The following is a 15,197-nucleotide window of genomic DNA, read 5'->3' as shown; positions in this document are numbered from 1 at the left end:
AACGTTTATCAGGTGATAAACGTTTTTTATTATATCTAAAGTTTTACCTTTTTATTCCGATCGCCCTTAACGCACTGGATGTCAAAAATATATCATCAAATACCGTAAGGGATTCTACATCATTGAATCCTGAAGGAAGCAGGTCATTTTTATTGAAAGAAAGCTCTATGGAAGAATCATAGGCAGCTGTAATACGAACTTTTGAATATCCGTTATAATCTACTTTGAAAGCTTCAAACATACAGTTCTGCTCTGCCTTCTGGTATTCGGCATATTCTTCAAATCCTGCAATATCAGTTCTTTTTCCGTCATTATGGTCAAGAGATTTCCATGCCGTATAATTTTTAGGTTCTTTCAGAATATTTCCCTCACGATCTAAGGGAACAAACATTCCAAGAGTCAAACGCTTCTTTAAAAAATTGGCATAATTATTCATCAGATTCAAAATCTGAAGATCGGCATATCCTTCGTGTGAATAATATTCCAGCACGAAAGTGGTCATCGGAATCAGCTTATGAGAAGCATCAGTCGGCATAAATTAGTCTTTACTTTTTTTGGCCGATAAAAATAGTATTTTTATTTACTCTACCCAATGGAAGGAAGTGAATAGGATGGAATTTATACCCATTCTGAATAACAATAAGTATAGGACAGCCCTTCATTTTTCAGTATTTTTGAAGAAAATAACCCTATAACAATAACCAATCCATCGGTAAAAACTGAGGATTTACACCTTTTACAAGTTATTAAATATTGAAAAAGATACTCTTAGGAGCCGGCATCATTCACTGTTGCTTTTACAATACCATGGCTCAAAGTGCTGGCCAGCACCCGGTTTATACATCCGAATGGGGACATCTCTTTCGTGATCAGGGAAATAATAAAGATATTCTGGGAATATTTTCTACCGAGGCACCCGTTTACCTTCTCGATTCTACCGGAACACAATACAAAGTACAGGTAAGTAATGGTGATATTGGTTTCATAGATCATCAGCCTTTACAAAAAACCATGCGTGGCAAAAAATCTGCCGGAGAGCCGGCCCAATATTTTAACAGAGGATCACAAGGATTCCAATGTCCTCATTTCTATGTACAGGTATCGGAATTACGCGTAAGAAAAGCTCCTACCACAGAAAGCATACCGGTAAGGAGAGCCGCTTTAAATGAAATGGTATGTATTGATTATGTCCCTTTATATCAGGACGGCTGGATCTACATGGGGGATCATTTCCACGAAAATCCCGAATATATCCAAATGAAATATCTGGGTACTGAACTTACCTATGAAAAAGTACTAAAAGACTATCTGGCAGTAAAAGGCAAAGACAGGGAAAAAGAACTGTCTCAGGCTGGAAGATTACGTGAAATAGCATGGATCGAGGATAAAAACCTTAAACAAGCTTTACAATATTGGAAAGAATCTAATACCGGCATAGAAAATCCAAAGATAGATATCGACTTTGAACTTCTTCTGGCAGATCAATTCGCAAAAAAACCGGGAACAGAAGCCTATGAAAAAAAACTAAAAGCTTTGAATCTCCATTTTATGTGGAAGGGAACCGCCCTTTTTGACGGAAAAATCACAGATACACAGATGAAACAACTGGAGATGCAGAAAGTGAAAGACATTCCCAATATGCCGGAATGCGGCTGGGATCCTCAATATTTTTACAGAACACCCAATATCATTATTGCTTTTGAAGAATATAAAGGAAAAGTTTCCGGAAGTATCTACAAAATGTCCTTCAGTAATGGTGAAGCTTTAGTATTGGGAAATGAACGTATGGATTCCGGTTATGATGAAAAGAATTTTGTAACCCGTTTCGGTGATATGCTATCTGCACGCTGGATCTCTTCTCCACACGAATATCACATTCAGAATGGTGATGCAGGCCTTCTTATTTTCACTTTCAAAGATGGGAAACTGTTCAGCTATGAATGTATGTACTATTGTTAAATTATTTTTAGTCATAAGAAAGAAAATGGGATTGGAAATTTATCTAAAAAGAGTAGTAGGTTTTGGCTAAAGCCCACTTCTATTGATATAAAAATCAGTCTAAAAAGTATACACTATCATTATCTAGCAAATAATAAAAAATATAATATCCATGGAAATCATAGATATTCAATAGGAACGGGCTTTAGCCCGTTTTAATAATTTAAACATAAAACTCATCGGCTTTAGCCAAAACTTAAAAACGGTTTCTTTATTCTTCAAAACACATTTATTCTCCAACAAAGGTGATTAAATTTAAAGCTGTATCTTTACGCTACCAAACAAAATATTATATGTCATTTATTACACCGGAAGGAGCCAGGAAGGCTCAGCTATCCCTATCCGAAAGAGCACCCGTTGCTCATGCTATTCTCTCAGGAGCAGAGAATATCTCGAAATACAACAGTGGAGTATGTCATGATGTGGTTGCCTATGCTTTATATATGCGGGGTGCCTCTATAAGTCCTGCTCAGCTGGCAGAATCAGCCGGACAAAAATGGTTAACTCTATTCAATTATCCGGCGGGAGAAAAATGGGATGGATATTCACCCATCCCGGCAGGAAAAGCGATTGGTTTTTACAGGCTTATTGATAAAACCTTCTTTCATTCAGCTGTTACAACAGGAAAAGGAAATGAAATAAGATCTGTTAACGGATTCTCATTAGGTTCTGCATGGTCTGTACCCGTAGATATGAAATGGGTATTAGGCAAAAGAAATTCTGACGGCACTTTCAATTATGATGGTACCAAAATAGAAGTCTATATCTCTTCTTTATAGCAGAGATTTTATTGTGATAAAAAAACGGGCAGATTTGCAAATTAGCGAATCTGCCTGTTTATTATATATCAACTAAGCATCAGCACATTTCGGACAGATCCCGCTGATAATAAAATTATATTCCTGTGCGATAAAATGTTCCGGCAAACTGATTTCCGGGATTGCGTTTTCAATACACGTCACAGAATGACATTCTTTGCAGTTGAAATGAACATGATTATGAAAATGTTGCTCATGAGTACATTTCCCGCTACACTTCGCAAAATTCACCACGCCATCAATATTGACGATCTTATGGATAGCCCCTTCGTTTTCAAGTCTTTCCAAAACTCTATAGATGGTTACTCTATTGCATAGATCACCCAATTTCTTCTGAATATCAGAGTGGGTAAGGGCTATATCTGAGTCATTGATAAGATTTAAAATTTCAGTTTTAGCATGCGTATTTCTGACCTGTTTCATATTTTAATGCAACAAAGTTGCTTTATTTGATTTTTTATGTATACTTTTGCAACAAAGTTACAATAAGAAAATTAATCCATACTATTATGAAGTCAAAAATTCTTGATGCTGTAGGAATCTCCGCTGCTGTTTTGTGCCTGATTCATTGTATAGTCTTTCCGTTATTGCTGATTGTCCCTTTGGGCATATCCCATAATCCCTATATCGATTTAGCCTTCCTTTGCATCGGTACCGTTGTCGTGTTCAGGGTTACCAAAAAAATAACCAACCGATGGCTGAAACTTTTATTCTGGATATCTGTTTCACTCATTTTTATTTCTGTATTGACAGATCTGATATTTGAGATTCATATCCCTCTGATCTATCTTGGAACAGCCGGTTTAATCACTGGTCATATCATCAATTTTAAAAATCATAAACATTAAATACATGACGAAGAAACTTCCTGTAACGGTACTCAGCGGCTTTTTGGGAGCTGGAAAAACCACATTGCTTAATCATATTCTGCACAACAAACAAGGCTTGAAAGTAGCTGTCATTGTAAATGATATGAGTGAAGTTAATATTGATGCCCGCCTTGTTGAAAATCAAAATACCCTTTCCAGAACAGAAGAAAAACTGGTGGAAATGAGTAACGGATGCATCTGCTGCACACTCCGTGAAGACCTGATGGTAGAAGTAGAACGTCTTGCCCACGAAAATCGCTTTGATTATTTATTAATAGAAAGTACAGGAATCAGTGAGCCCATTCCGGTTGCCCAAACCTTTACTTATATTGATGAAGAGAGTGGAATAGACCTTTCCCGCTTCAGCTATGTAGATACAATGGTAACAGTGGTGGACTGCTTCAATTTTATGAAAGATTTCGGTTCCAATGAACTGCTGGTGGATCGTGACCTTACCGATATGGAAGGAGATTACCGGACAATTGTCAACCTTCTTACCGACCAGATTGAGTTTGCGAACGTTATTATTTTAAACAAAACAGATCTTATAGATGCTGAAACACTTGGCTTTTTAAAGGCTGCCATTAAAAAATTAAACCCTGATGCTGTTATCCTGAATTCCGAATTTGGAAAAGTTGAACCTCAGCAGATTTTAAATACCCAACTTTTTGACTTTGATAAAGCACAATCTTCAGCAGGTTGGCAAAAAGAATTACAATCCGAGCATCATACCCCGGAAACTGAAGAATATGGAATAAGCTCAATGGTGTTCAGGGATAAAAAACCGTTTCACCCTTTAAGACTCTGGGAATACCTGAACTATCATTATCCGGAAGGAACAATAAGAGCAAAAGGTCTGTTCTGGCTGGCTTCAAGACCAAGTGATGCTTTGAACTTTTCCCAGGCTGGCGGCTCTTTCCGACTTGAAAAGGCAGGAGTATGGTGGGGCAGTATGCCTATGAACCAACGGGTACAGTATTCTTCATTTACAGAAAATCAGGAATTTATAGAAAGCAGATGGGATAAAAATTGGGGCGACAGAATCAATGAGCTTGTATTTATCGGGCAGAATCTGGATAAAGATCAAATGATATCAGATCTTCAGGATTGTCTTATTAATGAACAGGAAAAAGAATTGCTTGAACAAAAAATACCTTTTGAAGATCCTTTTCCAAAGAACATTTAAAATTAACTTTTAATTAATGCAACTTGGTTTCGATAAAAAATTAAATGCAATAACTTACCACATTATTTCAAAACAATATGGACAGAAGAAAATTTCTAAAAGGTTCAGCATTACTTTCAGGTTTATTGACCTTATCACCGTCTGATCTCTGGAGCTTCGGGAAAACGAGTGAAAATCCCCGGGCAGGAAAAGCAAAGAACATCATCTTTATGGTAAGTGATGGGATGAGCCTCGGAACGCTTTCAATGGCAGACCTGTATTCCCGGAATATTTTGGGAAAGGGAAGTAACTGGCTTAATCTGTATCACGACAAAAAAGTAACCCGTGCCTTGATGGATACTGCTTCAGCAACTTCTATCGTTACAGATTCTGCTGCGGCAAGTTCAGCCTTCGGAGGCGGAATACGGGTTAAAAACGGAACCCTGAACATGGGACCCAACGGAGAAAAGTATCTTCCCATATGGCAGCAATATAAAAAAGCAGGAAAGAAAGCAGGCTGTGTAACAACCGTTACCATTACCCATGCTACTCCTGCTGGATTCTGTGTAAATTCTTCAAAAAGAAATGCAGAACCCCAAATCGCTGAAATGTATGCCGAGCTGGAATTAGATGTGCTGCTGGGAGGCGGAGACGAATTTTTCAATCCTGCAAAAAGAGAAGACAAGAAAGATGTCTATTCCCTATACAGCAAAAAAGGGTACCAAATTCTAAAAACACAAAACGACCTGAAAGAAATCAAAAAAGGAGAGAAGTTATTAGGAATATTCAGTACAGGAGCATTGCCGTACAGCATTGACAGAACCCATCTTCAGGAATTTAAAAATACACCGACTCTTGCTGAAATGGCAAAGACCGCAATTGATCAGATGAAAGATCATTCCGGTGGTTTTGTACTTCAGATAGAAGCCGGAAAAGTAGACTGGTCTGCCCATGCCAATGATGTAGCTGCACTCATTCACGATCAGCTGGCATTTGATGAAGCAGTAAAAACGGTAATGGATTTTGCCGAAAAAGACGGAAACACATTAGTCATCATCACTACAGATCATGGAAATGCCAATCCCGGAACAATTTACGGAACTGATGCCACCAAAAACTTTAACAGCATTTCAGACTATAAGTATACTAACGAATATATTCTGAATAAGATTCAGAAGGACTATTCAGTTAAAGATATCAAAGACTGGATCTACGAAGGCAACAAAATCATTCTGAATGATGATGAAGCCAAACATCTTCTGAGTTTTTACAACGGATTGGAGAAAGAGGAAGAAGGGCTCTATAATTATAAAAAACTGCCTTTCAAGCTTTATTCGGAAATTCAGAAAAGCAGGAATTCTGTAGGGTGGATCAGTATGGATCATTCCGGAGATTATGTGGAAGTGGCAGCCTATGGTCCCGGAAATGAACTTTTACAGCCTTTTATTAAAAATACAGACCTGCATGATCTAATGCTGAAAGCCTGCTTGATATAGACATTCATATTTTTTCATATTTAATTATTTGGGAGAGTACAAGGCGGATTGATTGTGTCCGCCTTGTTTTTTTGTGATTTATTTACATGCTTTTTATAATACTGCCTAATCTTTTCAGAGCATTTTCTACTTTATCATTCCAAACATTATTGCAGCTGATCCGGATATAATTTCTGTAATCACCATTATTGGAAAACAGCGGTCCCGGAGCAAAATTTACAAACTGATCAATGGCTTTTTTCTGAAGCTCAAATGCATCAATATGGGCAGGCAGCTCTATCCATACTACCAGACCTCCTTCGGGCCGGCTCATCCGGATATCAGATGGAAAATATTTTTCTATCGTCTGAATCGTCAATAACATCAATCTGTGCAGTTCAGGTCTAAGCTTTCGCAGATGACGATCATAAGCTCCTGTTTTCAGTAACTGTAATAAAGAGGATTGTACAATGCTTGCCGTAGCAACATTAGTAACAGCTTTTAATTTGACGACCTGCTCTGAAAACCGTCCAGCAGCACACCAGCCGATTCTGTAACCAGGTGCAGCTGATTTGGAAAAAGAGGAGCAAAGCATAACCCAGCCATGTTCATCATAACTTTTTATAGTTGTTGGGCGTTGTGACTGAAAATGTAAATCCCCATAAATATCATCTTCTATGACCGGAACCTGCATTCTTTCAGCAAAAGCGGCTATTGCTGATTTCTTTTCATTATTTAAAGTAATACCATTTGGATTATTAAAATTCGAAAGTAACAGACATGCCGAAGTCTTTTGCCTGCTGCAGATTTCTTTCAATTCCTGAATATTGATTCCGGCCAAAGGACAGCCTGAGAATTCAATGACTTTGAGATCAAGACTTTCGATTGTCTGCAAGATACCATGGTAGATGGGGGACTGCACAAGTACAGTATCACCTGCTTTTGTTACAGCACGCAGACATAAGCTGACAGCTTCCAATGCGCCATTGGTGACAATCACATCATCAGCTGAAAGATTACCCTGCCAAAGGAAAGATCTGCGGGCAATTTCGGTTCTCAACTGACTATTTCCTGCAGGAGGTTCATACTGTAAATGCTGTCCTGTTAAATCTCTGGAAGCCTGCTGCAAACTTCTCCGTAAAGCATTAAAAGGCAGAAGGTCCGGATGTAAAACAGCGTTAAAAAATGAAACATAAGATTTGTTTTCTGAATCCGGAAATGATACTTCCTGTAATACTTTCCCAATCGCTATTTTTTGAGCGAGAGTATTGTTTTCAGCCTGTTTTGGCAGATTTACAGAAGAAACTGAAGTACGGAGGACAACAAATCCTGATCTTTCTTTTCCTGCCACCAAACCTTTATCTTCCAATAGAGTGAAAGCTTTCAGAATAGTCCCAACACTTGTTTTAGATTGTTGCCGTATACTGCGTAATGATGGAAGCTTGGCTCCAACCGGATACGTTCCATTATTAATGGAAAGCTCAAACTTATCCGCCAATGCTATGTATTGAAAATCCTTCATCTGTTACAATAATATATTCATTCTTTGTATCTGTTACAATACGGCAAAGATATCTACTTTTACTGAACAAAAAATAAGAAGATATGAAAAAATTAGGATTAGTAGGAGGTATCAGCTGGGCTTCTACTTTAGACTATTACCGCCTTCTGAATGAAGGAATTAATCAGCAATTAGGCGGATTGAATTTTGCGGAATGTATTATTTATTCTGTCAACTTTAACCATTTTCAGCAATTTAATGCAGATTACGACTGGGATGCTACTTATGAACTTCTGTATAATGCCGCCGAAAATTTAAAAAAGTCCGGAGCTGAAGCTATTGTACTTTGTGCCAACACAGCCCATATTGTTGCCGACAGGATTGAAGAACAGATAGGATTACCACTCATTCATATTACAACGGCTACAGCTAATGCTGTTCAACGGAAAGGATTAAAAAAAATCGGTTTATTAGGAACAAGCTATACGATGGAGCTGGACTTTTATAAGGATAAACTGAGAGAAGCCAGCCTGGAACCTCTTATTCCTGAGAGTAGTGAAGACAGAGATTATATCGAGGATATTTTAAGAAATGAGTTAAGCAGAGGAATTATTAACCCTGAAACTAAAAAAAATTACCTGAAAATCATTCAGGAGCTTATAGATCGTGGAGCAGAGGGTATTATTTTAGGATGTACAGAAATTCCACTTCTGATCAAGCAGGAAGATGTTGCCGTTCCGGTATTTGATACCATCCAGATTCATGTAGATGCTGCTGTAGCATTTGCCGTTTCAAATCAAAACATAACAGTTAATTCATAAAACACTCAAATACAATATAAATACAGTTCAATTTAAAAGAAACCAACAATAATCAATAAGTTCAATTTATTTAACGGTTTCAAACATAAGTACCCTATCATAAGATATGGTACTTTTTCTTTTCATAATGCCCTTTATTTCCTTCAAAATACAAAATCAACTTCAATTCATTTGAAATAAACAGAGATATACCTTTATTGTCAAATTTACTATAATGGAATAGGAAATAATTTCGTATTTTGGTTTACTTATTAAAATAATAATTTAAGGTATCTAAAAATGTTTAAAATATAAACTTTAAGGTTCTGATTATCATTTTTTAATAATCAAAAAAGAAAAATCTCTAATCATTGAAATAATATATGAAGAAGTATCCAATTCCTGGGAATGAAGAAGCCCGAATGAGGAAACTGGAGTTTTTGGATCTTTTAAACCTTGAAAAAGATCCCCAGTTAGACATTTTTGCAGAAACGGCATGCCTGGTGACCGACTGTCCTGCAGCACTTATTGCCATGATGGAAAGCGAAACTCAGACTATTCAAAGCTGTGTGGGTCTTGATCTTGATTTTGTTGACAGGAAGAGTACTTTATGCCAATATTCTATTGCAAATGGAGATGTTGTTGTTATCAATGATACTTTATTAGACGAAAGATCTTTTGATAATCCACTTATTCTGGCGGGTGGAATCCGGTTTTATGCAGGAATCCCCCTGATTGATGATGAAGGTTTCGTATTAGGAACCATCTGCGTTATCGATTATAAACCTAAAACAATTACAGACGATCAGATTTCTACCCTTAAAAAAATAGGAGAGGCCATCACAAAAGTCCTGATGGGGAAAAGAAAAAATATTCAGGCTGAATACTTTCAACAGACCTTCAGTATTTCCAACAACCTGATCTGTGTTTTGGATAAGGATTTCTCTATAAAAGACGTCAATCCGGCTTTTGAAAGCATATTCCAATTGGAGAAGTCTCAGGTTATTGACCAGAATTTCCTCAATATTTTAGGCAGCCACAACTCCCAACTGCAATTACTGACTAAAAATCTTCCCACTACAGATGAAGAAGTAACATTCACTACTTCTACAAACATAGATGATACACAGACTATTATTGTAGAATGGTATCTGAAACTGAATCAGAAGCACTCTGAAATTTTCTGTTTCGGAATCAATATTACCCAACGTATCGATGAAAAACTCAAACTTGAAAGTTCTGAACGCCGTTTCAGAAGCTTCTTCGAAAATGCAATAGGCCTGATGAGTATGCATGATATGGAAGGGAATATCACTGAGGTAAACGAAAAAGGAAGAGAAACACTGCAATATTCCGTAGAAGAGGTGGAAGGACTCAACCTGAAAGATCTTGTCCCTGAAAAAAACTGGCCGCTACTGGAACAGTACCTGGAAAGAATTAACAAAAACCAGGAAGATTTTGGAACCATGATCCTGAAAACCAAAGGAGGTGAAGAAGTCATCTGGATGTACCACAATCTGGTAGAAATCAACAAAGAAGGAAAACCTTATGTAGTAAGTACTGCACTGAATGTCACCGAAAGAATGACGTTGGAAAAAGATCTTGTTCATACCAAAAAAATGCTGGAACAGACAAGTGCTGTGGCTCAAGTGGGAGGATGGGAAGTGAATCTTAAAAAGAATACCGTATTTTGGTCACAGTCTACCAGAGAAATACACAAAATAGATAAAACATTCCAGCCTGATCTGGAAAATGCACTCGGCTTCTATAGCGAAGACAGCCGCGAAAAACTGAAACTATTATTTGAAAGAGCTGTAAAAGAAGGTATTCCTTACGATGAAGAATTACAACTTGTACGGAATGACGGTGTGACGATCTGGGTAAGGGTAAAAGGAATACCTGAGTTTGAAGACGGAACTTGTATCAGAGTATATGGAATTATTCAGGATATTGATAATTTCAAAAACATCTACCTTGAACTGGCCAAAAAAGAGGCGATGCTTCAGTCATTTGTCGCCTATGTTCCTGCAACGGTTGCTATGTTTGACAAAGAACTCAATTACCTTTCCGTAAGCAGCAGCTGGAAAGATGAATTCCAGATGAATGATATCAGACTGATCGGAGAAAATATGTTTAAAATTTCTCCGGATGTACCGGATGAAAGAATCAGGATTTATCAGGATGCCCTGGCAGGAATTGCCTATAAAAATGAAGATATGGCCATAGAAATTCCTGATAAAGAAGTCATTCAGCATTACAATATAGAAGTTACACCATGGTATCTTTCCACTCATACAATAGGCGGAATCATTGTTTCTGCACAAAATATTACAGGATCGGTAAGAATCAATAAAGAGCTTAAAACCGCCAAGAAAATGGCTGATATAGCCAATAAAGCAAAATCAGAATTTTTGGCCAATATGAGTCATGAAATCAGAACTCCGCTGAATGGTGTCATCGGGTTCTCTGATCTTCTGCTAAAAACTCCGTTGAATGAAATACAGACCCAATACCTGAATTATATTAATGAATCCGGAGAAAACCTTTTAAACATCATCAATGACATTCTTGATTTCTCTAAAATAGAATCCGGAAAAATGGATCTTTCAATTGAAAAATCCAATGTATATGATATTGTAAGTCAGGTGATCAATGTGATCCTTTATCAATCCCAGAAAAAAAATATAGAATTACTGTTAAATATAGAACAGGGGCTTCCTGAAACCATCTGGGTGGACGAATCCAGACTCAAGCAGATTCTGATCAACCTCCTTGGAAATGCTGTCAAGTTTACAGCACAGGGGGAAATAGAGCTTAAAGTAGAAAAGCTGAAGCTTGACCATAAAGATATCACATTAAGATTTTCAGTTCGGGACACGGGAATCGGTATTCCTAAAGAGAAACAGCAGTTTATTTTTGATGCCTTTACACAGGAAAACAGCTCTATCAGCAAACGTTATGGTGGAACAGGACTTGGACTTACCATTTCAAACAATATTCTGAAATATATGGGAAGCGGCCTGTCACTGGTGAGCGAGGTTGATAAAGGTTCTGTTTTCTATTTTGACATTCAGATTCCTTGTGAAATGACAGAACGCCCTGAAGATGAAGATCTGAAAATAAACAGAGTTCTTATTGTTGATGATAACGAGGCCAACAGAGTGATTCTTCAGCATATGCTTGCCTATAAAAATATAGATTCAAAGCTTGCTGCCAATGGTATGGAAGCCCTTCAGATACTTCTTGCAGGAGAGCGTTTCGATGTTATTCTTATGGATTACCATATGCCGATCATTTCGGGACTGGAAACAATAGAAAAAATCAAGGAAATGTTTAACAAGCAAAATGAACTTTCACCTTTGGTTATCCTTCATACCTCTTCTGAAGAGCATGATGTCATCAATTCTTTCCGCCAGGAAAACAATTCTTACTTCCTGCTGAAGCCTATCAAATCTGAAGAGCTGTATAAAACATTGAAACAGGCCGTAAAATACACAGAAAAGGAAATCAGCCAAATTCCACAGCCGGAAACAGAAGCTTCATTACTGATGCAGGCGCCTAATGTTTTGCTGGTAGATGACAACCCTGTAAATATGGTCCTGAACCACAAAATGATACGTTCATTAATTCCCGATGCAGAACTCACAGAAGCTACAGACGGTCTTCAGGCTTGGGAACAATGTAAAGAAAAAGCATTCAATATCATTTTAATGGATGTTCAGATGCCGGTAATGGATGGTATTGAAGCTACAAAACAAATCCGTTTACTTCCCGGTTATGCCGATGTTCCGATTATTGGAGTAACAGCCGGAAATGTATTGGGTGAAAGAGAAAAATGTATGAATTCCGGGATGAATGATTTTCTGCCTAAACCTTTAAGACAGGCCGATCTTCTGGAAATGCTGAAGAAATACATTATGAATAAAAATTATACGGTTTCTGAGGATTCTATAGATCAGACAAAATACCTGGACATTAATCTTTTGAATGAACAAATAGGCGATGATGATGAAGATTTCAGAAAAATATTTTTGGGTCTCGTAATACAACAACTTACCCAAGCTGAAGAAGATATTAAAAAAAGCACAGCAGAAAAAGACAGCACCAATCTGAAATTGATCCTTCACAAGCTCAAAGGAACAGCAGGAACAGCGGGATTGGTACAGCTTGCAAAAAATACGGCCAGCTGGGAAAATAAAGCAGATCCAGATATGGATTTTGCTTCTATGGAAAAAGAAATTATCCAGGAAATAACAATAGGATTACAATTAATTAACAATTTAATACAATAAAAAAAATAAAACTATGTTGATTCTAATCGCTGAAGACGACGAACTGATTCTAAAAACGATAGAGCACAAATTATTAAAAGAAGGGCACGAAGTGATCCTAACCCGCAATGGTAAAGATGCTATCGAAACCCTAAAAACCAAAGAGGTAGATTAAACTACAGCTATGTTTCTCACCACCTCCGTGCATTTTCTATTTTTACATCACAACCCAGAAATTATTCGTCAGAACTTATATTTTTTAGATTATTTTTCAATTAAATAACCCATAAAAAGCAATTATGATGGAATAATTATTGCCGTAATTAAAAAAACTGATTTATTCAAAAAATTCCATCATGAAAATAGCCACTTATAATGTTAATGGAGTCAACGGACGCCTGCCTGTCTTACTGAAATGGCTTAAAGAAGCCTCGCCGGATATTGTCTGCCTTCAGGAATTAAAAGCACCTCAGGAACGTTTTCCGGTAGAAGAAATTAACAAAGCAGGCTATGAGGCGATCTGGAATGGACAAAAAAGCTGGAACGGAGTTGCTATACTAGCGAAAAACAAAGAAATTACGGAGGTACAAAGATCTTTACCCGGAGATCCCGAAGACATTCAAAGCCGTTATATTGAAGCAATCATTGATAAAATGGTCATCTGCTGTCTCTATCTCCCGAATGGCAATCCTTATCCTGGACCAAAATTCGATTATAAATTATCCTGGATCAAACGTTTTAAAAGAAGAACCAGCCAACTTATCACCATGGAACTTCCCGCTATTCTTATCGGCGATTTTAATATCATTCCCGAACCTATTGACGTGTACAAACCTGAACGCTGGGAAAATGATGCCCTGTACAGAACAGAGGTAAGAAAAGCCTACAAAGATCTTCAGAAGAAAGGATGGCTTGATGCGATACGCAGTCTTTATCCCGAAGAAAAAATATACACCTTCTGGGACTACTTATACAAAGCTTACGACAGGAATGCAGGCATGAGGCTGGACCATATTTTACTGAGTCCTTATCTGCAGAACCGACTGCAGTCCGGTAGAGTAGACAGTCATGTACGCGGCTGGGAAAAAAGCAGCGATCATGCTCCGGTATGGATTGAGCTCGCAGACTAATTGTAACTCAAGAATAACAAGATCATATATAGTATACTCCCGGTTTATAAAATCAGGAGTATAGTATATAATATGGTTGATTGAAAACTAAGATTGTTTACGGCGACGACCGGAAACCTTTTTATCAAGATCCCTGATGTCCTGTCTCAGCTCACGGAACATTTCTTTAAAATTATAGCTTTCATAGTCACCCGGCTCAAAATCTTCCGGAAAAATTCCTGAAGCATACTGCCAGATTTCTACAACTTCTTCAAACGGAATCTCATAAGGCTCATAAAAAGAATTGTCAGCACTTACACAGATTGCATTTTCTTTTCTTTCCTTAAAACGTTTATAGGTAATCCCATCATTCAACGTAACAAAAACATAGGTTTTTCCCTGTTTCAAATCATTAATTCCTTCCACATATTTTCCTACAATATAGGAGCCGCTTCTGAATGGAGGCATAGAATCCCCATCTGCAGGGAATGCTCTGTATTTTCCGTTCGTAAGGAAGGGAAGAGCAATACGCTGAAGACTTTCAATATAATCTACATCACTGTAACCTTCCAGATATCCCATAGAAGCTTTTTGAGGGATAATCTCTATGGTATCATTTCCATGTGTGTCTACCGCAACCGGAAGCACAATTCTGTTGTCCGGCAATTTCAGCATATCATCCATAGGATACTTCTGGATATCTACCGACAGCATAAGATCAATACTTACATGAAAATATTTGGAGATTTTTACAAGCAGTTCGATAGGAGGTTCAGATATTCCGTTCTCATATTTTGAATAACGGACTCTGGAAATCATCAGTTCATCAGCTACATTTTGTTGGGAGAGCTTTCTCTTGGCTCTTAAGAAGCGTATATTATTTGAAAAAATTGACATTGATAAAAGTATGTAAGCAAAAATACAAAATTTGTATGCGTTACCAACCACCAAACCTTGTTTTACTCTAAGATATAAGGAAATTTAGCAGCTCATCTCTCCATTTTTACTAAAGCCAGGAAATTTTCACACTTGAACACTTAATTTTCGCAGCCTAAAATCAGATTTCCGAACAAATATACAAAGCTCTACATAGGTTAAATAATCATCATTAATAAACAGAATTTAGTACAGAAATAATAACTCTAAATTTCACAAATTGAGTTATTATTTTTAACATTTAGTAAATCAATC

General features: G+C 37.3%; 13 protein-coding genes. 9 read left to right on the top strand and 4 right to left on the bottom strand.

Annotated elements, in window-relative coordinates; all coding sequences use genetic code 11:
* Positions 1–43: 43 nt before the first annotated feature.
* On the bottom strand, positions 44–535 hold the full coding sequence (locus ACLMCG_RS01260) for a hypothetical protein (RefSeq protein ID WP_223600678.1): 492 nt from the start codon (positions 533–535) through the stop codon (positions 44–46).
* A 218-nt stretch (positions 536–753) separates the two neighbouring features.
* On the opposite strand from ACLMCG_RS01260, the gene ACLMCG_RS01255 reads away from it, so the two are divergent.
* Both ACLMCG_RS01255 and ACLMCG_RS01250 read left to right on the top strand, forming a co-directional pair.
* Positions 754–1,959: a hypothetical protein gene (locus tag ACLMCG_RS01255; RefSeq protein ID WP_413958472.1), complete on the top strand. Its 1,206-nt coding sequence runs from the start codon at positions 754–756 to the stop codon at positions 1,957–1,959.
* 332 nt (positions 1,960–2,291) lie between these two features.
* Positions 2,292–2,777 carry a hypothetical protein gene (locus ACLMCG_RS01250; protein WP_047423104.1) on the top strand — a complete coding sequence of 162 codons (486 nt, stop codon included), beginning with the start codon at positions 2,292–2,294 and terminating at the stop codon, positions 2,775–2,777.
* Between the two features lie 72 nt (positions 2,778–2,849).
* Here the strand turns inward: ACLMCG_RS01250 and ACLMCG_RS01245 are convergent, their stop codons facing one another.
* Positions 2,850–3,239 (bottom strand): Fur family transcriptional regulator, encoded by a 390-nt coding sequence (locus ACLMCG_RS01245; RefSeq protein WP_223600682.1) that lies wholly within the window; start codon positions 3,237–3,239, stop codon positions 2,850–2,852.
* 86 nt (positions 3,240–3,325) lie between these two features.
* Between ACLMCG_RS01245 and ACLMCG_RS01240 the strand changes: the two genes are divergently transcribed.
* From ACLMCG_RS01240 to ACLMCG_RS01230, 3 genes are all read left to right on the top strand, one after another.
* Positions 3,326–3,664, top strand: coding sequence for a MerC domain-containing protein (locus ACLMCG_RS01240; RefSeq protein WP_223600683.1), 339 nt, complete (start codon positions 3,326–3,328; stop codon positions 3,662–3,664).
* A gap of 4 nt (positions 3,665–3,668) precedes the next feature.
* The gene (locus ACLMCG_RS01235; protein WP_223600684.1) at positions 3,669–4,871 is read left to right on the top strand and encodes a GTP-binding protein; all 1,203 of its coding nucleotides are present in this window, start codon (positions 3,669–3,671) and stop codon (positions 4,869–4,871) included.
* A gap of 77 nt (positions 4,872–4,948) precedes the next feature.
* Positions 4,949–6,346 carry an alkaline phosphatase gene (locus tag ACLMCG_RS01230; protein WP_413958471.1) on the top strand — a complete coding sequence of 466 codons (1,398 nt, stop codon included), beginning with the start codon at positions 4,949–4,951 and terminating at the stop codon, positions 6,344–6,346.
* An 82-nt stretch (positions 6,347–6,428) separates the two neighbouring features.
* Here the strand turns inward: ACLMCG_RS01230 and ACLMCG_RS01225 are convergent, their stop codons facing one another.
* Complete coding sequence (locus ACLMCG_RS01225) at positions 6,429–7,847, bottom strand: PLP-dependent aminotransferase family protein (RefSeq protein ID WP_413958470.1); 1,419 nt, start codon at positions 7,845–7,847, stop codon at positions 6,429–6,431.
* An 83-nt stretch (positions 7,848–7,930) separates the two neighbouring features.
* On the opposite strand from ACLMCG_RS01225, the gene ACLMCG_RS01220 reads away from it, so the two are divergent.
* The 4 genes from ACLMCG_RS01220 (at position 7,931) to xth (ending at position 14,027) form a co-directional block, all read left to right on the top strand.
* Positions 7,931–8,647, top strand: coding sequence for an aspartate/glutamate racemase family protein (locus ACLMCG_RS01220; RefSeq protein WP_413958469.1), 717 nt, complete (start codon positions 7,931–7,933; stop codon positions 8,645–8,647).
* A 362-nt stretch (positions 8,648–9,009) separates the two neighbouring features.
* Positions 9,010–12,918, top strand: a complete 3,909-nt coding sequence (locus ACLMCG_RS01215; RefSeq protein ID WP_413958468.1) for a response regulator — start codon at positions 9,010–9,012, stop codon at positions 12,916–12,918.
* A gap of 13 nt (positions 12,919–12,931) precedes the next feature.
* On the top strand, positions 12,932–13,072 hold the full coding sequence (locus ACLMCG_RS01210) for a hypothetical protein (RefSeq protein WP_413958467.1): 141 nt from the start codon (positions 12,932–12,934) through the stop codon (positions 13,070–13,072).
* Between the two features lie 181 nt (positions 13,073–13,253).
* Positions 13,254–14,027, top strand: a complete 774-nt coding sequence (gene xth / locus ACLMCG_RS01205; RefSeq protein ID WP_413958466.1) for an exodeoxyribonuclease III — start codon at positions 13,254–13,256, stop codon at positions 14,025–14,027.
* An 87-nt stretch (positions 14,028–14,114) separates the two neighbouring features.
* Here the strand turns inward: xth and ACLMCG_RS01200 are convergent, their stop codons facing one another.
* Positions 14,115–14,903 carry an XRE family transcriptional regulator gene (locus ACLMCG_RS01200; RefSeq protein WP_223600700.1) on the bottom strand — a complete coding sequence of 263 codons (789 nt, stop codon included), beginning with the start codon at positions 14,901–14,903 and terminating at the stop codon, positions 14,115–14,117.
* Positions 14,904–15,197 lie beyond the last annotated feature (294 nt).

This window comes from Chryseobacterium sp. S90 (assembly GCF_047444895.1).
Classification (GTDB): Bacteria; Bacteroidota; Bacteroidia; order Flavobacteriales; family Weeksellaceae; genus Chryseobacterium.
The sequence above is the reverse complement of the archived record's forward strand: the minus strand, read 5'-3'. Positions and strand labels throughout refer to the sequence as shown.